Below are 25,742 nucleotides of genomic sequence, written 5' to 3'. Positions count from 1 at the left end.
TTCTACCTTACGATAGACACCCTTGCTGTTCAGCTATACACTTCCTTGTCGCCTAGGCGTGTTCGGGACTTTCACCCGTTAGAGCGCGCCCATGGCGCGCAAACTAAAATATCGCCAGCCATAGCATGGCTGACGATACAAAAATTTATTATTTTTTATTGTCCTCTTGACGGGGAGCATACCAGGGGAGCATACCATTATTATAGTGGTTTATTTTTTTTATTCCAATGCAACAAACATGTAAAATGTCTGATGTATTTTTGCAAGTTTTGTTCCATAGCAGTGTTTATCTTATTTTCCGTCTTCTTCTGAAAAACAGAATCATGATAATACTTATGGCAAATAGTAACCATACATGCCTGCTTGTTTCCAGACGAACCCCTGTTTCCGGTATTAATTGTGTGTTTTCGTTTGTGATTTTTAACTCAATCACGTCTCCTCGTGCAGCCTCAATCCGCTGTTTCATGACAGCTGTATTTCCATTCGATGTTGCCTGCACTGGATTTGAATACTTATCATTCTCTTCTTTTTTAGAAATCGAAACAGCGTATTTTGATGTATCAACAGTTTCTGTTATTATGATATCCGAAGATATATCTACATTTTTTAATGTAACTTTATCTCCATGTTTCAAAGAAGTTCTAATTGTCTTGCTACGCAGCTTTTGACCATCTTCCCAATAGAGAAATTCCATATCAAATGGCTTCTTGCGGTTTCCAAGTGGACCAGTGACTTCCTTTGTAATCTCAACCGTCACCCCGCCTTTTTGCGGATGATTGACGATATGTCTGTCCGAAACAGCTCTCCAGGTATTTGTCATCGGTGATTTCTCATATAGGAATAAAATATCGGATTCTACATCGACCATATATAAATTAAAGTTATCCTGATACTGTGTTTTGGTTTTATCTGCTTTGTCCTTTTTGTTTGGAGTAACAGATTCTACCATCCAGTATCGTCCGTTCTCAAAGTCCTCCGGTAATTGAAGCATTCCATTTTCATCTGTTTCTAAGGAACGATACGTCGTACACGTTTTTCCATCCTTTTTCAGAACGATATCGTCCTTGCTCTGTGTATTGTCATAATCTACTGTATATCCTGTATCATCCGCATATTTTTTCGTAACATCATCATACGGTACTTTGTAGAACAGAAAACCTGCACCAGCAAGTCGGTTTCTTGGAAGATCATCCGTCTTTAAGAAACTTCGTTCAGCAAGATTGAAATGCAGATTCTGCACTTCCAGTTCCATCTTGGAAACATCCTTGAACTCATTCTCATCCTTCGGGAATATTTGTTGTCCATTTGAATCGAAATACTGAATCTCTGGATAAATAACTTCATAATATAGGAAACCATCCCCGTATTCCAAAGAATAATGTGTCTTTCCCATCTCAATTTCTTCCACCTTATATTCCACCGGATTTCTGTCCTGGAATAGTGGAACATTGTCGACTGTGTGTTCCCATCCGTTCTCTTCATTCAGCAGGAATTCCTGTCCTGTAGAAATTCCATTCTGATACAATCTGATTTTCACCTGTTTTTCCGTCAGTGCATCATTTGGATTTTCCCATGTCTTTTTGATATGCAGAGTGCCTGTTTTAGCAAAATTTCGGATATTAAGGCTGGTATCTCCTCGCTGAAGCAGAACAGATTTTCCGTCTATCTTACCATCAACTGGTGCCTTAACAGCCTCCTGATTTTCGTTAGCCTCCCTATCCACCAGTTTTGCATCAGTGATTTTGAATGCTCCATTGGCAATCTCAACTGTGATCTGTATATCTCCTGTGTCTACATATCCCGTCGGTAAGTTTGTCTCTCGCAACAAATACGTCTCAGTTGCTGTTCTGTTCTGTTTGTTTTCATCTTGTAACGGAATGTGAAGTTGTGCGATTCCGTATTTATCAGTTGTTACCGTTTCCTCCTCAACACCGTTCTTACTGACAGCAAAATTGATCTTCTCCATTCCTTGTCCGGTAGACTCATCAAATTTGTTCAGTGTGAGTATTCCCTCTTTCTGATAACGATTCTCCAATTCAATAGTAAGAGTTTCACCACCGCGTCCAATTCCACGTCCTGTGAATTTAATTCCACTTTCTGGATATGCTTCCCATGAATTTACATTATCTCCTTGTTCATGAGAATTGCGAACATTGTACCAACCTGAAAATTTCACATTCGAATCTTTTGGCTTATAGTTGTACTCTTTTAATGTGTATTTCCAGAATGAGTCCGCCTTAACGATCCACGTACAGCTTGTATGTGTATCATCTGTCCATGTACCTACAACTTCTATTGGAGCATCCTCCGCTTGCGGAGCTTCTGCATCCGGTTTCTGGCTATCTTCTGAAGGAAGCACAAGTTTCATATGCTCATGAAATGCAGGTGGCTGAGGTTTTCCATCTAAAAGCTTTTCATCCATATCTACCTGGATATAATAATCTTTCTTGACTTCCTCTATTGCTTCCGGCATTCCGACAAAATCTTTCTTTACTGTCAGGTAACCATTTTTTGCTACAATACGTCCGTCAATATGCCACCCATCGGACATTTCACTTTTGAAAGAATACCAATAAATGGTGAAGAATTCGGTATCTAATTTCGATGGCGGAATCTCCCTGTCTCCGATACGAATCATACGTCCGCTTTCACGAATTGTCTGGAATACCTCTTCATCGGAAGGAATTCTATCTATCTTGTAGATATAGTCTCCATTTCCAATATATCCCTCATCTGGTTTAGTTCCCTGCAAAAGTTCTTGCACTCTCTTATTTCCATCCGCATACTGTTCCCACGTAGATGGATTCTTATTTCCAAGAACTGGAACATCATGCAATATACTTGCCTTCACATTACAGTTTGCCACGGCAACCGCACTTGTATAATCGTCTACATTCGTGGTTGGTAATGCTACCGAACCATCTTCCGGCATCGCTGACTTACAGATATAAAACTGTACCTGTTTTCGATTTTGGTTACTCACCTTACGCCACGCTGCATAGAGGGTGATTGGCTGTCTTGCATTATTATTTATAAGATCAGAAATAGAATCCCCTGCACCGCATTCCTGCCACTTTCCGTCTTTGTTTCTGTAATCCCAATGATCGAATTCATACTGTTCCAACTCTTTGCTGTCATTATCTTCATGATCATAAACCAGAGGATATGGTGACTTAACGTTATGTTTTCCAGCTTCTATTTCATTCTCATAATCATCTGTATGTCTTGTCTTATTCTCAACCTGAGGGGTCAACTTAGCTTCCTTAGGAAGTTTCTTCATATAACGAGTTGTATTATAGATAACCCTGACTACCCCAGACTCCAGCGGTTTGTCTGCGATCACCTCATAAGATGAGTTAACATTCGGAATTTCAAATTTTACCTTATCATCTCCGGACGGTTCCGGAAGAACCTCATTTTCGTCCCTGTCATTAGATGTACAACTCCAGACAATCTCCTTGCCATAATATTCACCTTCTAAACTTGCCCTCTTTGGTACTTCCACAGTATATGCTTCCCCATGGCCTACATACTGTCTCTTAATCGCCTCTCTTTTGGTCAGGTTCAGTGGATCCAACACTTCAATCAGATGAAAACTTCCCTCTACACTGAAATGTCTTCCTGCCAGCCCAACCTGAGAAGAAAGTCCTGTCAAACGATCAAAATAATTTTCGATTCTGTCTGGATTCAGTGGGTTTGGCTGTGAGAAATAATAGACAGATACATCTTTCCCGTTTTTCAGGACAGGAATATACCATGTACCATCGTTGTCCTTATAAGGGTGCTGTACAAACACACGGCTGTCTGTCGCATAACCAAACAGAATCTTCTCTTTCTGATCTGCGCCGGGCTCCAGCTTGCTCGGAGTGAAACCAAACTCACTGTAAATTTTAGAAATCGTATCATCTGGTTTAGCTCGCAAATAATAACGACTGGCTCGGCCACTGTTTGCTTTGATTATGTAATGCTGCTCAGCATTGAGGTTCTTTATCAGCTTATAATGTCCATCGATAAATACATAAAAACTGATATTTGCTTCTTTTATTGCTGCCGGTTTTTCTGTATTATCAGGAACAATCACATATGGACGTACTGCATCATCTGGCTGAATAGTAAAGCTCATGGTATGCTCTGCTTCATTTTTGCTCCATGTAACTTCTGAAAGAGTACCATCTTCCTTTCTGCATTCCCAGTTTATATTCTGCGTTTGTTCTTCTACACGCGGCCTTGTACTAACTGTTCTTGTAAGTGTTGACTTTCTTGCAACAAAATCAATTGCTGGAAGATCACGCAAAGCTGTTTGGCTGTAAACCTGTCCATCGTCATCCTGTACTGTCACACTGTAAAAACCATTATATCTATCATCGTCGTGTTCTAGTAAGGTCTTTGCACTCATTATGGGACTATTCTGTCCGTCTGGCAGGTAATACACATCCATCGGCTCTCCGGATTCTCCTATATAAATACATTCATGACCTTCTTTCGTGTATATCCCTGCATTATGGATTGTATCGTAATCTCTCTTGGAATAATAAAAACGCTCTTTTGCTCCATTTTGAATAGAACCATCGTAATGAAATTTTTCAAAATGCTTTTTTAACTCATCATTAGAAATATAATAATAAACTGTTCCCGGCTTTGTTGTAGTATCTTTTATAACAGGAATTTCTTCGTTTAGAACATTATATCTCTCATTATCTACAAAAGTATAGAATTTAATATTCAAGGTTGCTGGTGCAAAAGTGTTGCATGCAACCGTATATGGTTGCTCTATCTTCCCAATAGAAAAGGTTAGTTTATCGCCCTGTTTTACCGGATGGATTGTTTTATTTTCATCCTCACTGGCACAAAGCCAGTCGCTTTCCTTCGTATCTCCTGGATCAACGGAAATTGTGACCGCAGAATCTTTCTTATAGTAACTCACAGTTCGATTTCCATCCGGATTGATCACTGTAACCGAATAGAAACTGTTCTTATTCTGCTTCATCTGGTCTGAATTATTATCCGGAATTTTTTCGCCATCAGATGCTCCTTTTGGCATATAATAAACGTCTGTTGGTACAGTTGCTTCCTGCTTGTCCAGGTTATAAGATACATATTGCTGTCCTTTATAAGTTACCACTGTCGCCTGTGCTAATGTCTTCTCACCACGGACTGTATATGGAAAATAATTTCCGGACTGTGTTTCCTCTGCATTCAAGCCGAACTCTCTATAAATCTCAGCAAGATCACTGACAGATAAATAGCATCTGCCCTGACGGTTCCATTTATACACCTTTTTCAGAGAATCAGCCGGCAGCTTTCGAACCTCATTGTCTGCATATATATAAAACTGAATGTCAAAGGCTGTCTGATCCGCTCTCTGGATCACATAAGACTGTGTGATCTTTCCGATTGTGAACCTCGTCTGGTTCCCTGATTCCCGTATACCATCTATCACCTTATCATCTGTTCCCATACAGGTCCATTCGATCTGGTCTGTCTGGTCCGACAATTGTGGATTAAAATCAGCCACAGCTTCTTCCACTACAGTTCCTGTTAATGCATAACGAATCCGATCCTGCCCTTCTCCCTTTACCTCTACGGAATAAAACGAGTTGTCCTTTTTTACAGAATCTATTAAATTTAATGCAACGCCTTTTCCATTTGGAAGGTAGTAAACATCTATCGCTTCCCCTTGTTTATTCTGTCCATAATTGTAAGAAACATATGTCTTTCCGGATTCTGTGTCTGTATAAACTTTTCCGTATTCTATCCTGCTTTTTCCCCGGTATGCAGATACAAACTTATTATTTGCATCCGGATTCTGATTCTCACCATTTTTCACAAATCCAAATTCTTCATATATCAGGAGCAGGTCCTCAATGGAAACACCATAGTAGGTAGTTCTTCCGTCTTTCCATGTTGCAATGCCGGTAATGTCATTATGCTGAAGCTTTACCTTGTTTCCATCAATAATGACATAGAAATCAATATCAAATCCTTCGGAAATCTCCTGAAGTTTCGGTGATTCCTCTTGTGCAATCTGCTCCTCGAAGGCTTTTTCTTCTTCTGAAAGCTCTCCCTGGGATGGAGTAATTTCTTCCTCCGGAATCTCTTCTAATGGCGGGGTGATTTTCTCTCCAGGAGTCTCTTCTAATGGCGGGGTGATTTTCTCTCCAGGAGTCTCTTCTGATGGCGAAGTATTTTCTTCTTTCGACGTCTCTTCCGACAATGATGTACTTTCCTCCGGAATAAAATCTTCTGTGCGCATTTCACCCTCTTGAGTACTATTTATATTTGGAATATTCTCTTCTTCCACTGAAACTGCCAAAACTGTCGTTCCTGCGCTATTCATGCACAAAACCAATAAAAGTGTCCAGGCTATCCATCTTAGCCATCTCTTTTTCCTCTTCACACAAATTCCTCCTAAAAACATATTTTCCTTTTCTCAACTATCTGCCTTTTTTATCCATTCCTTCTGCATTGCCGCTGCTATAAAGCACTGCAATAGTTTTTTTGAAAATACACCACATTCACCGTTGGCAATCATTCTTATGGCTTCTTCATGCTTTAATTTTCTTTTATAGGGGCGTACACTGACCAATGCATCATAAGCATCCACAAGGCCTACTACCTGAGCACAAAGTGGTATTTCATCACCTTTTAGTCCATCCGGGTAACCAGATCCATCATATCTTTCATGGTGATATCTGCATATTTCATAGCTATACTTATTAAGTTTTTCTGTCGTAGTTCCTTGTGGAAACCGCAATGTCATCTCTGCCCCTGTAAGAGGATGCTGCTTTACAATTTCCATCTCATCAGCTGTTAATTTACCGTTTTTGTTCAATATCTCTATCGGCACACGGATTTTTCCAATGTCATGAATTGGAGCCAGATGAGAGACATTTTCTATTTCTTCCTCTGTAATCCCATACTCCGGATAGTTTTTCTGTAGTTGAAGATACACTTGTTTTGTATAAAAACAGATATCATCCTGATATTCTGTTTCTATAAGATTATTGTGATTCAACACTGCAGCCAGAAGCGAAACCATTTTCCAATACTGTTTTGTCTCATCCTGTGCTTTTTGTCTTAATTCCCGTTCCATATTTACAATTGTGTTAGGGATAACTTTTGCATTATGGAATGTAATAACAGCAGTTTTCTCATTTTCATCCACAAATCTTTTTACTTCCATCCAAACATAAGTCTCTGAGTTTTTCTCGCTTCTTCTTTGATAAACGATATCTTCTTCTGAACAGCCCTTTTTCAAATGCTCTGTCAACGAATCGCTTTTCAAAAATTCCTGCAGTTTTTCACAATCTTTTTCACATACATATTTTTCACAATATACTTTCAGAAAATCATCATATGTTCCTGCAGTTTTTACATCATCATAAATCCCCCTGTTATGAGAATAGATACATTCATAACTGTTTTCCGCTAAATTAACTTTCAGAATGATATAAAATCGCCCAAAATATTCATCTTTCCCAGGTCTGATAATATCAGAGATTTTCACATTTTCTAATCGGTTATTGTAAGTGTTCTGTAAGTCCAATAAGACTTGATGTACTTTACAGCAATCCGTACAGTTTCTGGAGCAAAATCCATCCTTTTCAAGACAGCGACTGATTGCCATTGTTGATTCCATACATGATATGACATCAAATAAAGAAATTTTTTCTGGATTTTTGGCAAGGGCATATCCTCCACTGGTACCTTCAGAAGCTGAAATAATCTTCTCTTTTTTTAACTGCTTTGTGATTTTTGGAATATAGCTCTCCGGAATCTTTAATTCAGAAGCTAATTTTGCCGTTGTAACCCTGCGCTTTTTTATTGCCAAATAACAGACAATCCTGATTGCATAATCCGTTGTATTAGTAAGCTGCATAGGTGCTCACCTCTCTCTTTTCTTTGTTCCGTACATAAACTCATTGATTGAAAAAGGAAGAATCATACTTTCAGGTTTTTCACTTCACAAGCACAATCCTTCCCTTTGCCCTAACGATATTTTCTTTTTACTTTTCTGAAAAATACCACGCCGCTCATGCCAATAAGCAAAGCCACAATTAGCATCATAATCCAACTGCTATTCTGAATATCTCTTCCAGTTACTGGCGGTGCAATGGTCGATGTATTGGTAAACTGAATCTCTTCACTTCCTGTAGTTGCCATCGTAAATAATGCTTCCGCTCCATCTGTCACCGTTCCCCCATTTATGCTGTACGAAGCCTTGAAATTTGTTCCCGGCTCTGTCTCTGTAACGGTATATGTCCATCCTGTCGGCAAACAGCTGATATCCACATATTCACCTTTCTTTAATGTAAAAGTTGCCTGATTGTTTGTAAAAGCTAGATTTTCTTCTGTTCCATCGCCTTTTTTGATGTAAACCTGGTCACTGCTAAGAGTTGCAGCATTTGTATCCTTTCCATCCGGTGCATTTGCCTGAATCGTAAACGAGAATGCCTTATCCAGTTCCAGATTATATCCGGATACAATTTTTCTGACTCTCAATACGGTTGGCTTATAATACAAATTTAATTCAATCGTGCCTGTAGACGCATCGTTGGTAACGGTCTTTTCTAATGTACTATCCTCCTTATCAAAAATGTATCCCGGAAATGTTCCTGCCGGTTCCGGCTTTGCAAATGCAGTAACCGTTTCATTATCTTCCGCAAATGAAATCGTACCTTCTGTTGTCTTTCCCAATTTTTTTGTACTATTCGGTACCTTAAGCCAATGATTCACTTCTACCTTTTTCGTATCGATTTTTTTCCACTGTGCAACAAATTGATATCCCACCTCACCAGTCCATACAGACACTGGAAGGTCACGGTTTGCGGCAAATTCATAATTTTCCTCAGAAATGTTAAAGACTTCATTATGCTGATATAACTTTTCACTATATGTTGGATTTCCAAACCATGGAGTCAGACGTAGCTTCCAGCCAAGGAATTCATATCCCTCACAGGTTGGTTCTGGACATTCCTCCCCTATTCGAAAGGTGCTTCCCATACCTCTTATCCCCTCATGGGTGTTTGGATTTTCTCCATAAGACTGCATTGGTTTGTTTTTTATAATATCAAGTTCCTCATTATACGGAATATTTTTCACAACTGCATCTGCCGGAAGCACACCTTCGCCGGCACCAGAATTGTAATGTACATAGACGCTTTCTTTCGTAGACATGAAATAGCCTGCATACAATTCCCAATCGGTATCATGTGTTGTCTTCTCTCCTGCATATGCCAAAAATTTTTCATACCCTGCACTACTTGCTGCATTTTTAGCTGCTTCCCAAATTTCATCATAAACTTTAAATTCTCCTTTTTTTCCAAGAGAAGTAGCATTCATATTATTTAGATCACCTACAGCAGCTCTAGATTTTCCGCCATCAGTATTAACTCCACCTGACGGCTGTGCACTGTCTACACCCACTCCTGCAAATCGATATCCTGGTTTTGGCTTTGCAAAAAAGATTCTCACTTGTCTATTGTTTAAAGATACTGCTAATGCATCTCCCACAGGATCCATATTTACCGTATCATTATCTCTCATTGGAACCAGCTTATTCTGATCAGGATCCCACATGACAACATCGATACCTTCACCACTTCGACGGTTGTCTGTTTTTAAACGTACGGTTAAAACCTGCTTCCCTGTTCGATACGGAGCTAAATTAAAATTAAAATCTCTCCCTCCTCCGTCTGTACATTGCACATTGAAACTGTATTCAAAGCTACAATCTGTTTCGTCACCTTTATTTTTAGTATATTCATTAGTTATTTGGGCATTTACAATAAGTTTACCTGCATGTCCTTTTACACCTTGATTCGCTCCCACACCATCCGGAACTTCTTTGTTACTATCTGCAGCTGCTACCGTTTCTCCATTTAATACCATATGAACCAATCTATATCCTCTTTTTATATGGAATTTTGGAAGATCAATAGATCCATCATACTTCACTTTATCTTCCGTATATGTCCATACAAGTTTATGTTGTTCTGGTAAATAGTCCCATCCATTCTCTTTACTATGCTCAATATTGATATATTCAAATCCATTATTGTCTTCGGTGTTAATCATTACACGATATACACCATTTTTATCATATGAAATCGTTACTGTATCGTCTTTCTGAAAATTTGCTTCATAATTGGCTTCATATTCATCTCCGGATACTTGTTTAATACTTGTAGACGCATCTGCTGCTGTAACGCTTCCAATTTTATATCTGACTTTATTAGCTGTTCCTGGTTTCACGGTGAACTTCCACGTTTCTCCAGCATTTACACGTATCGTGTCAGCAGTATTTACCTTTACCGTTCCTGCTTTTGTCGTAATCGTACCAGCAACTCCACCTTCTGGGATTTCTTCATTGACTTTAATATTGTAATATTCCTGATAAGTCATTGTAAGTTTCTGACCATCATCCAATTTGATGGCAATCACGCCATCAGTGCTGTAATATACAGTGTCATTATATTTTCCGATATAGACACAATCTTTCCCATTTACTCTTGCACTCTTGAATTCATAGTTTTTCCCGGAACCACTAATCGTAAGTTCTTTGTGGTCTTCGATATTTCCAAGCTCAATCGTAGTCGGAGCACCGTCAATTGCTTTTCCGTTCGCATCAACATATTCCACACGATTAGTCGTCTGTTCATTACCATTCGTAACACTTCTCTGCATTGCGATATTCAAACTCTGTACAGATATCGTATCTGGAAGCTGCTCATCACTTGCCTGTTCTGTAGATTTTTCATTGTCAATAATCTGCTCTGAAGACTTCTCTGATATTTCTGTTTCAGATTCTTTAGTTTCTGTAGTATCTTTTTCTTGCTCCAGGTCTTCTGTCTTCGATATTTCTGACTCTTTTTCCTTTTCTTTCAATGCATAAGTCATAGTCAGTTTTTGTCCATCTGCAAACTTATTGGCATTGATATTATCGGAACTCCAATAAACCGTATCTTTATATACTCCTATAAAGGAACAGTCTGCATCATTTACTTTTGCACTCTTAAATTCATAATCTTTGTCAGAAATATTTAACTCTGAATGATCTGATATTTTTCCAAGCTCAATGGTCTCTGGTGCTCCTTCAATCGCATTGCCGGATTCATCTACATATTCCACCAATTTTGTGGTCGGTACCTGACCATTTGAAGTTGCTTCCTGTATTTCTTTCTCCAGCTTCTCCACTTCTATGCTATCCGGAATCTGTTCCTCAGTTTCTGTTTCTGATGTAAATTGCTCCGAAGTTTGCTCGGTTTCTGTCTGTTGTGCATCTGTCTCACTTGTAAATGCTTCTGTATCTTGTGTTTCTTCCTGCTCTGTAACCACTGATGTTTCATCTTCTGATGCACTTACGGTTTCCAGATTCATAAAACAAATAGAAAAGATTAGAAGCCAGGAACATGCTATTTTCAAATATGTTTTCCAATTCTTATGCCTCATTTTTCACATCTTCCTTCCTGTTCTTCTGCTTCTCCATGAGTAATCCGCAAAGGCAGATAACTGAGCCAAAGAATAAGAACAAATAGCCTGCAACCGGACTATCATCACCTGTCTTTACCGGCGAACCATTATGAATAATATCCTTTGATCTTGGGGAAGATGGAACCGGGTTTTGATTTTTACCAGTTTGACCGGTATACGAGTTTTTGAATGAAACCTTCGATACTTTATCTCCATTTTCATTTTTGACCACTGTTACCGCCATCAGTTCATTATTGGAATCAAAGAATCCTTCAATCGTTACATCATAGGTTTTTGAATCATATGTATAATTTTCTTTATTCTCTGTTGCCTGGTACAGCTTGTAATGATATTCTCCTGCCTGTCCGACATTCATAATCAGCTCTGTAGAAGAATTGCCACTCATATTCCAGGTAAATGTTCTTCCATTGCTTCCCTCCGGCATTGGATTTTGTATCTGATCTGCTATTAAAACATAAGAGCCTGTTTTGTCAGCATCTACAGAATTGTTCGCTTCAAATATCTGTTCCACTGGTATTTTCACTGTTGTGTTTTTGCCAGCTGCCAGTACTGGTTTTTGAACACCCAGAAAGAATATCATGGACAGGAATATAACCATGGCTATTTTTGTTAAACGTGCTGTTCTCATGCTTCTCCCTCTCCTTCTTTCTTCTTGTTTCTTTTCTTTTCTATCTGTCTTGCTATCAGAATCAGTACAAGGACAATCAGGATAAACCATACAATAACTGGCACTTTTCCTACTGCATTTTTCAGTTCATCAATTCCTGTACCTACGTTTTTGGCTTTTTCTTTTTCCGGATATATCTGATCTGTTAAGCGTCCCACCAGGATATTTCTTCCATTTGTCATATCCGATGTACAGGTGGTCAGCAAAACCAGATGATCATCTTCCGTTATATTCATATCTCTTTTATATAAAACATTGTTCTCGATTTCCTGCAGATACTCCTGTTTCGCTTCTGGTGTGTCCAGACACACATTGAAAATCGTTTCATTATAGGCATCTACCTGCATCAATGCATAGAATTCGATTCCATGATCTTTTCCGTCAAAGAACAGATTTCCATATGGATGTTCGTTGAAATACTGTTCTTTTGTAAATTCACCGATATCTCCAAACATCATGTGTTTTTCCATATGGTGGCCATATATAATATTATCAAAATCCGAAAAATCCGGCTTATTTGCACAATGTAAAAAGATTGCTCCGCTTAAGGAATAGTTTCCTTCCGCATCTGTATTCATATAAGTATCATCATTGTCCGTCTGCACCAATGGATAATTGATATTTGTGTCATTCACTCGTATCCATCCAATCACATCCGAATTGATTTTCTGTAATTCTTCAAAAGATTTCGTACTCTTTTCAGTAGGAATATATGCTTCATAATTTTTTGCATCTGCAGTCTGATATACCTGATGGGAATCCCACAGCATATAACCGGAGAGAAACATAGCTGCAAGAATCAGTGATAATGCTATAAAATTTACAATATGGTCTAATCCTCTGATAATTCCTTTCAGCACTTTCTTCATCCGAAGCATATGTACAAGTTCCTTTCACCATTTCTGTTTCTTTTATATTTATCAAAGCTGGTTCATCTGACCAATTTGCTCGCAAAATTAGCAAAAAGGGATGCGGCGGAGCAACGCCGCACACATCCCCTTTCCTGGTTGCTATATTTTATTATTTCTGTAATCTTCTGCGTTTGAATCCTACAAAAGCGATCAGTGCTACACCGCAAAGTGCAATCATCAGAACGTATGGAAGAGTGTTCATGATGATACCAGTTACAGGTACATCGTTGTATGTATTGGTTACATCAACGGTATTCTGTTTCTGACCTAATTTTTCATTATTATTTACCGCTGTAAGTTCTGTGTTGTATGATGTTGCAGCAACAGGAGTCAGCTTAGTACCATTGATAGTGATTTCAGCACTACCTTTATAGTTTTTAGCTGCAGACTCTTTTACGCTAATTGTTGTTCCTACAGGAACACCAGTGAATTTCATGTTTGCATTTGCTTTCAGCTTGAATGTGTATGTTCCGCCTTCACCAAGCGTAACAGATTTTCCATTAGCATCTTTGATTCCGCCAAGTGTGTTTGCATCTGTTCCTTTCGGGAATGCAAAGGTTGCTGTGAAAACGAACTCATCGTCAGGAGTTGTTGCTGTACCATTTGCATTAATAACTGCTTTAGATACCTTCAAAGATCCATTATCCGGATAAGTCGGATCTGGATTTGTAGGATCTGTACCTGTACCAGCTTCCTGTACATAGGTGTTAGTGAATTTAAAATCATTATCATCTGTATTGCTAATGTCCACTTTACCAGTTGCAGTCTGTCCTGCATCATTCTTAGTCTTATTTACAACGATGTTAGAGATTTCAGGACCATTTTTTCCATCAGTAACATATACGTCCATCGTGTATTCAGCCTGTGACATGATCATTTTTTCATGATCACCATTTGTTACTGCCGGAGTTACTGTATCAGACTCTTTTACAGTATACTCATACTTACCGGCTTCTTGATATGTTGGAAATGTAATCTGACCTCTCTTAGATTTTGTTCCCGTTTCATCAGCTGTAAACGAAATCGTCGGCATCGTTACTACAGCATCTGTTGTAATGATACCAGTTCCTGTTTTAACCTGCTCTGCAGTAAAGCTAAATGTCTCAGCCTTTCCGACCTCAGTATTGTAGGTCTTAGTAATCCAAGCCTCTGTTGTCTTGACCCCAGGTGCCGCAAATGTTGGCATTGCCATTCCCATCGTCATGGCACCAGCAGCAACAACTGCGAGCACTTTTTTGAACATTTTGTTCATGCTCATAATGATTCCTCCCTTGTAGATAAAATATTATTTGTTTTTATTTGATTAACGGAGGAGGGGATTAGAGTCCTCTGGTCCGAATAACCGCAATCGCTTTTCCTTTGACATCTTTAATATTAATACAGCCATAGATTCTGCTGTCTGACGCTTCCGGTCTGTTATCACCCAGTACAAATATCTGACCTTCTCCAACAGTGATTGGAAAGTCAACTCCATTTTGAAACTGTGTGGTGTCAAAATAAATATCCTGTGAAATCTGCGTAGCGCCGTTAATCATCAAACCGTCTTTTGTTATATCTACGGTATCACCTGCGACTGCTACGACCCTGCCTGTGGTTGTTCTGCCATCTTTCTTAAATACTGCAATATCACCGGACACAAAACGCTTGTCCAGTCGATAATACATGACCAGATCACCATCTTTTATTGCTGGTTTCATAGATACGTCATTGATTCTCGCCATCCCGTACATAAATGTAAAAACAAGGATGACCGCCAAAATGATAAGAACAATCTTCAATAACAGCTGAAAGATATCTTCTCCCAGTGTCGTTTCCTGTCTGGGAAGCTGTTTCTCATTATTCTGTTCTTTCTCAACCTGCTTCTTTTTCATGTTTCATTCCTGCTTCATATCAACTTAGATAATCAAGGTATTCTTTTATGTACTGATTAAAGTATAGCACTTGTTTTTTGCAAAAATAATACAGAGAATAGGAAGATATTTTCACGTTTTGCTACAAAAAGTTTGTAGTTATCGGTTTTTCGCAAAAAAAGAAACCATACCGTAGAGATATAGTTTCTCTTTAAATTACAGTGTTTCTGCCATTTTGAATAAAACGATTCCATTTCTAACAGCCAGCATCTCAGCAGAATTCTTGAAATCAATGCCAGAAATATCTCTTATTTTTTTCAATCGCCCTGAAAGAGTACGATAATTTACATAGAGTTTTTCAGCTGCTTTATTCGCACTCTTATCACAGTCCAGATACGCCTGCAGCGTTTCAATCAGTTCTCCATCATGTTCTTTATCATACCAATATAATTTCACAAGTGACTCTGGCACATATTCCATCAGTTCATCACGATTTTTGATTTTTTCAAAAATCTGGAAAAAACCGAGCTTAGAAAAATCGGCTACCGATATATTCTTATCACCATAGAGATATCTGAGCATATCCATATAGTCTATGACTTTCTTTGAATCATTAAAAGATTTTTTCAAATCTCCATATCCATTAACAATACTTCCAATGCCAATCTGAAAATCCGTTGTCTTATTTCTGTGAAAAATCTGCTTCTGTACTGTCTGATATAATTTTTCCATTTCTTCCCGGAACCCTGCTTGTGTTTCCCCAGGCTTAATTTCATGAATACACACAATCTGATTCAAATTCCGGTAAATATGTTCGTCCGGAAGTAATCTCTGAATCTCGCCTTCTATCACTCCGATTTCTTCTAATTCTTCTTTTGTATAATAATCTTCGCTATTGCTTGAAATCGTATGAAAACTTACCACACAATATTGAGCTGTATCTTTCAATTTTAGCATTCTTGCAGCTTTACTCAATTCATCGCCCGTTAATAAACCATTAAGCAAGCTATATTCAATATCTCGTTGATATTTTTTTTCTATCTCATTTTTAGCATATGTTTCCATAAAACTATACTGTAAAGTAATAACAGCATTTTCCAATGCCATATAGTCCAGTATTGTTAATGGCATATTCACTTCCGTGACTACCAAATAAATTTCTGTTCGGCCTAACACATGTATTTTTGTAATATATTGCGTATGCTCTTTTCTCTGTTTTTTGTATTCAAATCTGGTAACAATATCCGGTTTATATTTCTCAACATTTTTCTCAAATACAAAATCAGACAGATCCTGCGTTGTGGACGCACAGCAAGTTAAGTTACTATAATATAACGCTACCGGATTATCAATCATGGAAGACAATAGAAACAAAATATTTTTAGTTGGATCTTCAAAATCCTCTCCATCCAATAACATGTTAGAAATATTGTCGTGTGTCAATTTGAAATAAATCAACCGTGCGATATTTTCATCATAGATCTGCAGAATAACATATTTTATAATACCCCAATAATACTCATCTTCCGAAATTTCTATCACTGGAATATTACGTTCCGAACAAAACTTTAATAAAATATCATAATAATTGACTTTCTGTACCATGTCCGGATGCTGCTTTATAATAAATCCACTGACCTGTTTCTTCTCCAGTTCATTCAAATGTTTCCGAAACTCTCTGTCCGTTTCTCCGAAATACACTTTCATATTTGTAAGAAGAAGCTCTCCTCCAGTCAGATATCTTTCCATATCTTCTATTTCGATAATTCGTATACCTTTAATTTCCTGATTCAGATTTTCTTTACATGTCACTAATCTCATATCAGGAAATTGTTTCGATTCTAATAATTGTTTTACCGTATAAGCCATTCAGCACCTCGTCAAATTCGTCTTTTGTTGTCTACTTTGGTTGTACCAGCATCTGATGTTGTGTTTTCAAAAGTGGCATAAGTATACAGTGTAATTATACCCCCCCCCCGAAATTTTCTGTCAATTTCTTCATGCGTATAAAATGCATATTTTATATAGATTCAAATAAAAAAGACAGCTCGCATCTTTGTCGAACTGTCCATTACTTCTTCAGGCTGCGGATAAAAGTCATAAAAATTTCTCTTTCCTTCTCATCCAAGCCATCCCAAATCTCAAGTATTTCTTTTTGCTCTTTTGTCAGATCCAATCTGCTTTCATCATCTGAAAAAAATTGTGCGATTGTAATTTCAAAAGCATCACATATTTTTTCCAGATTAGCCATCGTCGGCATACTCTTCTGATTCAGCATATTTCCCAGAGCCGTCTGCGTTATTCCTGTAAGCTGAGCTAACCTATATTTTGTATATCCTCGCTTCCGGCATAGTTCCGCAATTCTTAACGGAATATACTCTTCCACACACAAGTATATACACCTCTCTTCTAGTCTATGATACCAATATTGTACCTGTTGACCAGAAGATTTATTAGACATTTATTTATTGATTATATGCTCTTGTACACAAGACTATTCAAGTAAAAAAAATATAGCTGGACAGTCCACGATATTCAGTTGTTGCATATATTTATGATACTTTCTACGAGGAAATCTGTCAAATACATGTTGTTAAAAAATGATATTATAACTCAAAAAATCCTGATAGATAACTTTATCTATGCAGTTACCTATCAGGATGGGAATTTTATCTTACACCACGATCAGCTCCTCTCTCCGGCTTCTGTTGATATTGTCAGTATATATGAAGTTTTGGCTTTATCTTGTAGTTTGCGAATATCCGTATAAATAGAAAAAGCCCTTTGAGAAAAGGATTTCTCCTCTCCCAAAGGGTAGTTTAACTTTTACTTAGAATTATCTTTTTAATAACTAAGTTATAATTGCTATCATAATACAGTCCAAGTTCTCTACACATTCTATCGTTCACATTATCTAACGCTTTCTTATATTCTGCATACGTTGGAGACAGAACCATTAAATTAGGAATGAATATATCGTTATATCCTTTATTTTGTAACTCTTTCTGCATTTTTCTCTGTGCAATAAATGCTGGATGGTATTTCATTATACCGTTTTTCATTTTAGCACCTTTCCATACTTTTTCTTTTAGTCTTTCATATTCACTTTCACTCATATCACGATAATAGGCTATCATCTCATCTGCGGTTCTGGTTTCTTGTGCAATCCCACCTATCATCTTCGCACCTATTCCCATAATAAAAGGAACTTTCAATGTCGTTTCATCGCAATATTCTAATATATTATGTAGTGCCTGCTTCTGTTCCAGAGTCTTCAACCTTACATTAAGAAATGGTTTGAAATGACTTTTAAAATAATCTCCCCATTCTTTTCCCGGTAGCAAAGACTCAATTGCATTTTCAACGGTTTGATAATCAAGTGCCTCATTTGCTTTGTCTGCGTCACCATCATCTATAAATTGCTTCAAAGCTCAAGTTCTGAGTCTTTTAAAACTTTTTCCTGCACTTTTTCTTGATAAATACGAAGAAGAATACTTTTGTCGCCAGTTTCCAAAAGGCTCTGTATGTCTTTAATACTAATACCGAGTTTTCTATATACTGAAATCTTTTTTAAAGTTTCAACATCTTGTGCAGTATAGTTACGATAACCATTGTTATCTTTATCCACTGACAGCAATCCTTTTTCTTCATAATACTTAACTGCACGCTTTGTCATTCCAACCTCATTTATAATTTCATTTAATAACATCCGATGCACCTCCTTATGATTTATGTTGATAGTATAAGCGTATACGCTGCGTGCAGGTCAAGAGTTTTTCGTCTTTCTTCTAAAAATGGGCAATCCCGATTTCAGGACTGCCCATTCATTCTGCCAATTATGCGATTTTTTCTTGCTTGCACCGATTTCTGCATCAATTGATGTAAGTTTGATGTAAATCGCTGTTTTTTTAGTTTTTTATCAAATGAAGTACGTCCCGTCTATTCGGTAAAACGGTACATCTTTACATCATCTTAATAGAGCTTTGCACCTGCTGGAATATGGTCATCAACCATCAGAAGATGGAGCTTTTCTTCGCCTTCTTCTTCGTGGATAGCACTGAGGAGCATACCGCAAGAGTCAATGCCCATCATCGCTCTCGGTGGAAGATTTGTGATAGCGATAAGCGTCTTTCCAACCAGTTCTTCAGGCTCATAATAAGCGTGAATACCGCTTAAAATGGTTCTGTCTGTGCCTGTTCCGTCATCAAGCGTAAACTGTAACAGTTTCTTTGACTTCGGTACTGCAACACACTCTTTAACCTTTACTGCACGGAAATCTGACTTACTGAATGTATCAAAATCAACAAATTCCTCAAATAAAGGCTCTACCTTTACCTTAGAAAAATCAATCTTTTCAGACTCAGTTTTTACATTTTTTTCAGGTGCTTCAGAAGCTGTATTATTTACATCATTTTTCTTATTTACACCATCTAAGGACTTCATTGTCGGGAAGAGCAGCACGTCTCTGATTGCCTCAGCTCCTGTCAGAAGCATACACATACGGTCAATGCCGAATCCAATACCACCGGTCGGCGGCATACCGATCTCCAGTGCGTTCATGAAGTCTTCATCTGTTGTATTGGCTTCATCATCGCCCTGGGCAAGCAGTTCTTCCTGGGCTTTAAAACGTTCTCTCTGGTCGATCGGGTCATTCAGCTCAGAGTAAGCATTTGCCATCTCCCATCCATTCATGAAGAACTCGAAGCGCTCTACATATTCCGGATTCTCTGGCTTTTTCTTCGTCAGCGGCGAGATCTCAACCGGGTGGTCCATAACGAACGTCGGCTGAAGCAGATGCTCCTCTACAAACTCCTCAAAGAAGAGATTCAGGATATCACCTTTTTTATGTCTCTCTTCAAACTCAATATTATGCTCTTTTGCAAGTTCTCTTGCCTGCTCCAGAGTCTCAACTTCATTCCAGTCAACGCCTGCGTACTTCTTCACTGCGTCAACCATTGTGATACGCTCGAACGGCTTACCGAGATCCATCGGGATTCCCTTGTATACGATCTGTGTCGTTCCGAGCACTTCCTGTGCGACAAAACGATACAGGTTCTCTGTCAGATCCATCATGCCGTGGTAATCTGTAAATGCCTGGTAAAGCTCCATCAGAGTGAACTCCGGGTTATGTCTTGTATCAAGACCCTCATTACGGAATACACGTCCGATCTCATATACCTTCTCGAGTCCTCCGACGATCAGTCTCTTCAGGTACAGCTCCAGGGAAATACGAAGCTTCAGATCTTCGTTCAAGGCATTGAAATGTGTCTCGAACGGTCTTGCTGCTGCTCCACCTGCGTTCTGTACAAGCATTGGAGTCTCAACTTCCATGAATCCTTCTCCGCTTAAGTACTTGCGGATCGCACTGAGAATCTTGGAACGCTTGATAAAGGTATCTTTAGACTCTGTGTTCATGATCAGGTCTACATATCTCTGACGGTAACGGGTATCTACATCTGTCAGACCGTGGAACTTCTCCGGGAGGATCTGTAAGCTCTTGGAGAGGAGTGTCACTTTCTCTGCATGGATAGAAATCTCACCTGTTCTTGTTCTGAAAGCAAATCCTTCCACTCCGAAGATATCACCGATATCCGATTTTTTAAAATCAGCGTAAGACTCTGTTCCGATCGCATCTCTTGCAACGTATACCTGGATGTTTCCCTGTAAATCCTGGATATTGCAGAAAGATGCCTTGCCCATGACTCTCTTAAACATCATACGTCCTGCAATTGCCACATGGATCGGGCTTGCGTCCATGATATTTCTTCTCTCTTCGTAATCCTTTTTAAGAGCTTCTTTCGCCTGCTCCTCATCCATTCCCTCTACGTTCGGCTCCTGGCGGTCTTTTAACAGCTCACTCTCATGTGCCTCGTAAAGACCTTTCACCTCAAGCGAATGATGTGTCTGATCGAACTTTGTAATCTGGAACGGGTCTCTTCCGTTCTGCTGCAGCTCTGCAAGTTTCTCGCGGCGAACCTTCAGTAAGTGGTTAATATCCTGTTCCTGTGTCTGCTGTGCCAATCTCTTCACTCCCTTTTCTTTGTATTTTATTAGATATTTCTCTGGATAGAAAGTACTTTGTACTGCATAATTCCGGCCGGTGTTTCTACATCGACAATATCATCCTTGTGCGCGCCGATCAGAGCTTTTCCTACCGGAGACTCGTTGGAAATTTTTCCTTCCAGGCTGTTTGCTTCGGTGGAGCCAACGATCTGGAACTCGATTTCCTCGTCATACTCCAGATCCAGTACGTCTACTTTACATCCGATATTGATCTTATCGGAATCTACTTCGTCCTCAACAACAACCTCTGCGTTTTTCAGGATTTTTTCGATCTCTTCAATTCTTGCCTCGATGTCACGCTGCTCATCTTTTGCTGCATCGTACTCGGCGTTCTCGGAAAGGTCTCCCTGCTCTCTTGCTTCTTTGATTTTACCGGCAATTTCTCTACGTTTGTTTACTTTGAGGTCATGAAGCTCGTCCTCCAGTTTTTTCAGGCCGGCATAGGTAAGAATCGTTTTTTTCTGTTCCATTTTATACACCCTTTCTATCGTTTCTGTATCCAGTCATATCTGATTTTATTCTGTAAACTCTCCGGAAATGCGCTGTATTTTCAGTATTCCCGGTTGAAATAAGGATAGACTCCGCCTATCCTAACAATTAAAGTAGTATAAAGGATTGCCCACGGAATGTCAAGAAAAAAAGAAACGCAGGAAAGATTTTCTTTTTCACAAATCCTTCCTGCATCTTTCTCTTATTTTTCCTTTATTTTTCGGATGAGCTTCCTGTCAGTGCTTTCTTTTTCCAATTTCCTTTTTTATAGAAAATCAGCGTCAGAAGCGCACCCATGCACCAGCTTACCAGCATGGAAATCCAGAGTACCTGATATCGTCCGTTTGGCAGCTCCGGCGTTCTGGTCAGAAAGGCCAGACCGTATGCCAGCGGCACACGGATGACAACGGTAACAACCATCGAAATCCACATCGGGGTCATCGTATCGCCTGCTCCACGCATGACGCCGGAAAGCGACTGTGTTACTGCCATGGCAATATAGCCGACCGCAAGGATCTTCATCATATTGGCACTTAATGTTACGAGCTCTGTGGTATTCGTAAAGATTCCCATCAGATGATGGCCGAAAATAACAATTAAAAGGGTAATGGTCGTTGAGGTTCCGACAGCAATCAGTGTTCCCTGTTTTGCGCCCTGCTCTACGCGGTCCATACGGCGTGCGCCGACATTCTGACCGGCATACGTTGTCATCGCGGTACCAAACGAAAAGTTCGGCATCATTGCAAAGCCATCGACACGCATGATGATAACATTCGCGGCGATAACCATTTCACCGAAGCTGTTGGTCAGCGACTGTACGATAACCATCGCCATGGAGAAGATCGCCTGGGTAATACCGGACGGCAGGCCAAGGCGGATAATTTCCATCGAATACTGTTTTTTCATTTTCAGATATTTGGGTCTGAAATCAAAAATGTCGGTCATACGCATCAGACGCCACATGCAGAGTACTGCAGAAATTGCCTGCGCAATCACGGTCGCGTATGCAACTCCGGCAACGCCATGTGGAACTGGGAAACGAATACAATATCCAATACAATATTGATGACCGTTGCCACCAGCAGATAAATCAGCGCCGAAATCGAATCGCCGAGTCCGCGAAGGATACCACATAGAATGTTATAGTACGCACTGCCGGCACAGCCCACCATCAGGATCACCAGATACGATGTACACCAGTCGATGATGGAATCCGGTGTTTTCAGCATTTCCAGCAGCGGCCTTGAGAGGACGGCTCCCAGAATCATAATAATGATGGAAGAAATTGCTGTCAGCGTGACGCAGTTTCCGATCGTCATCGAAAGCTCTTTTCTTTGTTTTGCCCCAAAATACTGCGACACCATGACGCCGGCGCCGACGGAAATTCCGACGAACAGAACCAGAAGCAGGTTTAAGATCGGGCTGGCGCTTCCAACTGCCGCAAGCGCATTGTCCCCGACATATTTTCCGATCACAATACTGTCAACCGTGTTGTAGAGCTGCTGGGCAATGTTGCCGATCAGCATAGGGATTGTAAAAGCTACAATCTTTTCCCACGGCTTTCCCACCGTCATGTCGGACGGTGCGAAAAGTTCCTTCATAGTCATACACTACACTCCCTCTTTAGTGTTTTTTGTCCTAATACCTCTGTTTATCAGTATAGCACAGAAAAAGCACCCATGATATATCAATATTGGCATATCATAGGTACTTTTTTGACTTATTTTTTATCCTCGTTCCCACTCATTCAGCATCTGTTCCAGCGCCTGCAGGCTCTCCACCTGATTGATCGCCGCGCGCAGCTTTGCCGAGTGCGGAAAGCCTGCCGTATACCATGCAACATGCTTGCGCATCTCGCGGATGCCGATCGCGCCGCCCTTATATTCCACCTGCATCCGTGCATGGCGGAGCATCATTTCTTTTACCTCATGCTGGGTCGGCCTTGCAAGCGTTTCGCCTGTTTCCATATAATGAAGAATCTGTTTAAAAATCCACGGATTTCCTTCCGCGCCGCGTCCGATCATGATACCGTCACAGCCGGTCTGCTCCACCAGTGCCTCGGCACTCGCCGCATCTGTCACATCTCCGTTTCCGATAACCGGAATCGAGACTGCCTCTTTTACCCGGCGGATGATATCCCAGTCTGCTTTTCCGGAATAAAACTGCGCTCTCGTTCTTCCATGAACCGCAATTGCAGCCACTCCGCAGTCCTCGAGGATCTTCGCAATTTCCACAGCATTCGCCGATTCTTCGTTAAAGCCCTTTCGGATCTTTACGGTTACAGGCTTTTTCACTGCCTTTACCATGCTTGTCACGATTTCCCTCACCAGATGCGGATCCTTCATAAGGGCCGAGCCTTCGCCGTTATTGACAACCTTTGGCACCGGGCAGCCCATGTTAAAATCCAGAATATCAAACGGCCTTTCTTCGATCTGCGCGGCAATCTGCCCCAAAATCTCCGGATCACTGCCGAAAAGCTGCAGGGACACCGGATGCTCAACCGGATCGATCGTCATCAGATCCTCGGTATTTTTATTCTTATATAAAATTGCCTTCGCGCTCACCATTTCCATACAGATCAGGCCCGCGCCCTGCTCCTTGCACAGAACACGAAACGGCAGATCCGTCACCCCCGCCATCGGTGCAAGCACGAGTGGGTTTGGCATCTCCACGTTTCCGATTCTCAGTGGCGGCATCTTTTGCAGTGTACGTTTCTTATTTTCCATTCGGCTTCTCTCCGTCCTCTTCCATCAGCGCCTCCTCCGGCACCTCCTCACCGAGGAAGAAGACACGGTAATACAGCTCCAGGGATTCCAGCAGCTCCTTTTTTTCTTCCTGATACTGCTTAATCCGAAGCGCGCCGCCGATCTCGTCATACATCGCATCTGCGTCTACAGCCTCTGTCTCAAACTGCAGACTTCCGTCGCTGTCAAACCACATGGTAAAAATACCGCCGATTTCCACCGTAAACATAACACACATAACATGAAGCTCATCCTGCACAGACTGTGGCAGGGATGCAAAATCCTGGTTAAAATAATATTTCTGTTCGTATGCACTTGCTCCGCAGAGCACTACTTTTTCATTATCTGAATACATGATTTTTCCTTTCTCTTCCTTTTTCCGATCTCTCTATACGTAACTGTATAAGCCGCGCACCGAAACCTCGCCGGAATGCACCTCAACGATCGTTCCGTCCTCTTTTTGCACGCGCAGCTCACCGGTCGGCGTGATGCCAAGTGCAACGCCCTCGAACGGTTCCTTCGGATCGAGTACACGCACCGGCTGATCTTTGTTTGCAAGCACAGCCTCATATGCTTCCTTCAGCTCAGAGAGATCCCCTGCTTCCAGGAATTTTTCATAGTCCTCCTCAAATGCCTCCAGCACTGCTGCGACCACTTTCGCCCGGTTGACGGGATGACCCATTTCTATCGCCAGTGAGGTCGCAATCTCCGCGATTTCTTCCGGAAATTCCATCTGATTGACATTGATTCCGGTTCCGATGACAACATAATTGATATAATCAATCTGTGCGCTCATCTCTGTCAGGATACCACAGAGCTTTTTCCCATTCAGCACTGCGTCGTTCGGCCATTTGATTTTCGTATCGACACCGAGCGCTCTTTGCACACCCTGCACTACGGCAAGTCCCATTACAATCGTCAGCATCGGTGCTTTGGCCGGCTCAAGATCCGGGTACAGCAGAATCGACATCGAAACAGAGGTTCCCTCCGGCGATTTCCAGACTCTGCCGCGGCGGCCTTTTCCGGCAGTCTGCGTCTCGGCTGTTGTCAGGGTGCCGTTCGGCGCACCCTCTTCCGCCAACCGCTTCGCCCACGTGTTTGTCGAATCCACCTCGCGGCTATAATAAACCGTCTGTCCGACATATTTCGTATGCGTGCGGCTTTCCAGCTCATCCTTCGTTACGAGATCCGGCTCGTTTAACAGGCGGTATCCCTTATTCTGAACGGCTTCAATCTCGTATCCCTCTTCCTTCAACTGATTCATCATCTTCCATACTGCGGTGCGGGAAATCCCAAAATGTTCACACAGCTCCTGTCCGGAAACATTTTTCCCGGATTCCCGCAGAAGGCGCAGCGTCTCAGCTCTCTTATTTTCCAGCATATCGTATCTTCACACTCCCTGTGTCGCTTTCTAACTATAAGAAGCACGCTTTATGCATTTCGAAAAATCAACAGCAGCGCTGCGGAAGAGTTTTCCGCAGCGCTGCTGTGCGTGTTTCTTCGTTATTCTATTATACACAGTCTA

Annotated in this window: 16 protein-coding genes and 1 pseudogene; all 17 read right to left on the bottom strand. The window is 40.5% G+C overall.

Annotation, left to right across the window (positions count from 1 at the left end):
• Nucleotides 1-286 precede the first annotated feature (286 nt).
• Nucleotides 287-6,397 carry a Cna B-type domain-containing protein gene (locus tag DW965_RS09430; RefSeq protein WP_243036547.1) on the bottom strand — a complete coding sequence of 2,037 codons (6,111 nt, stop codon included), beginning with the start codon at nt 6,395-6,397 and terminating at the stop codon, nt 287-289.
• 33 nt (nt 6,398-6,430) lie between these two features.
• Nucleotides 6,431-7,879, bottom strand: a complete 1,449-nt coding sequence (locus DW965_RS09425; protein WP_119198333.1) for an Rrf2 family transcriptional regulator — start codon at nt 7,877-7,879, stop codon at nt 6,431-6,433.
• A 110-nt stretch (nt 7,880-7,989) separates the two neighbouring features.
• On the bottom strand, nt 7,990-11,451 hold the full coding sequence (locus DW965_RS19920) for a DUF7601 domain-containing protein (protein ID WP_243036546.1): 3,462 nt from the start codon (nt 11,449-11,451) through the stop codon (nt 7,990-7,992).
• Nucleotides 11,441-12,121, bottom strand: coding sequence for an FctA domain-containing protein (locus DW965_RS09410; protein ID WP_119198332.1), 681 nt, complete (start codon nt 12,119-12,121; stop codon nt 11,441-11,443). The genes DW965_RS19920 and DW965_RS09410 overlap by 11 nt, the downstream gene beginning before the upstream one ends.
• Nucleotides 12,118-13,038: a class B sortase gene (gene srtB / locus DW965_RS09405; RefSeq protein ID WP_119198331.1), complete on the bottom strand. Its 921-nt coding sequence runs from the start codon at nt 13,036-13,038 to the stop codon at nt 12,118-12,120. Before srtB ends, DW965_RS09410 begins: the two co-directional genes overlap by 4 nt.
• A 142-nt stretch (nt 13,039-13,180) precedes the next feature.
• Nucleotides 13,181-14,329: a DUF7601 domain-containing protein gene (locus DW965_RS09400; protein ID WP_119198330.1), complete on the bottom strand. Its 1,149-nt coding sequence runs from the start codon at nt 14,327-14,329 to the stop codon at nt 13,181-13,183.
• A 61-nt stretch (nt 14,330-14,390) separates the two neighbouring features.
• Complete coding sequence (lepB, locus tag DW965_RS09395) at nt 14,391-14,942, bottom strand: signal peptidase I (protein ID WP_055169112.1); 552 nt, start codon at nt 14,940-14,942, stop codon at nt 14,391-14,393.
• Between the two features lie 195 nt (nt 14,943-15,137).
• Nucleotides 15,138-16,790 carry a PucR family transcriptional regulator gene (locus tag DW965_RS09390; RefSeq protein WP_119198329.1) on the bottom strand — a complete coding sequence of 551 codons (1,653 nt, stop codon included), beginning with the start codon at nt 16,788-16,790 and terminating at the stop codon, nt 15,138-15,140.
• Between the two features lie 202 nt (nt 16,791-16,992).
• Nucleotides 16,993-17,382: a helix-turn-helix domain-containing protein gene (locus DW965_RS20405; RefSeq protein WP_004842237.1), complete on the bottom strand. Its 390-nt coding sequence runs from the start codon at nt 17,380-17,382 to the stop codon at nt 16,993-16,995.
• 358 nt (nt 17,383-17,740) lie between these two features.
• Nucleotides 17,741-18,349, bottom strand: a complete 609-nt coding sequence (locus DW965_RS09375; protein ID WP_243036544.1) for a hypothetical protein — start codon at nt 18,347-18,349, stop codon at nt 17,741-17,743.
• Nucleotides 18,346-18,630 carry a MerR family transcriptional regulator gene (locus DW965_RS19905; protein WP_243036542.1) on the bottom strand — a complete coding sequence of 95 codons (285 nt, stop codon included), beginning with the start codon at nt 18,628-18,630 and terminating at the stop codon, nt 18,346-18,348. The genes DW965_RS09375 and DW965_RS19905 overlap by 4 nt, the downstream gene beginning before the upstream one ends.
• A 263-nt stretch (nt 18,631-18,893) precedes the next feature.
• On the bottom strand, nt 18,894-20,942 hold the full coding sequence (lysS, locus tag DW965_RS09370; protein ID WP_119198328.1) for a lysine--tRNA ligase: 2,049 nt from the start codon (nt 20,940-20,942) through the stop codon (nt 18,894-18,896).
• Between the two features lie 29 nt (nt 20,943-20,971).
• Nucleotides 20,972-21,454, bottom strand: coding sequence for a transcription elongation factor GreA (gene greA, locus DW965_RS09365; protein WP_022461080.1), 483 nt, complete (start codon nt 21,452-21,454; stop codon nt 20,972-20,974).
• Between the two features lie 232 nt (nt 21,455-21,686).
• Nucleotides 21,687-23,080 (bottom strand): annotated as a pseudogene (locus tag DW965_RS22125) (MATE family efflux transporter).
• Nucleotides 23,081-23,200: 120 nt separating this feature from the next.
• Nucleotides 23,201-24,199 (bottom strand): tRNA dihydrouridine synthase DusB, encoded by a 999-nt coding sequence (gene dusB / locus DW965_RS09355; RefSeq protein WP_243030573.1) that lies wholly within the window; start codon nt 24,197-24,199, stop codon nt 23,201-23,203.
• Nucleotides 24,189-24,572, bottom strand: coding sequence for a DUF6145 family protein (locus DW965_RS09350; protein WP_117510128.1), 384 nt, complete (start codon nt 24,570-24,572; stop codon nt 24,189-24,191). Before DW965_RS09350 ends, dusB begins: the two co-directional genes overlap by 11 nt.
• 33 nt (nt 24,573-24,605) lie before the next feature.
• Entirely contained in the window at nt 24,606-25,598 is a 993-nt protein-coding gene (locus DW965_RS09345; protein ID WP_118595569.1) for a biotin--[acetyl-CoA-carboxylase] ligase, read from the bottom strand.
• Between the last annotated feature and the right edge of the window lie 144 nt (nt 25,599-25,742).

It is taken from the genome of Blautia sp. AM47-4, assembly GCF_003479865.1.
In the GTDB taxonomy this organism is placed as follows: Bacteria; Bacillota; Clostridia; order Lachnospirales; family Lachnospiraceae; genus Fusicatenibacter; species Fusicatenibacter saccharivorans.
Note: the sequence above shows the minus strand (reverse complement) of the source record. Positions and strands in the feature narration are given on the sequence as shown.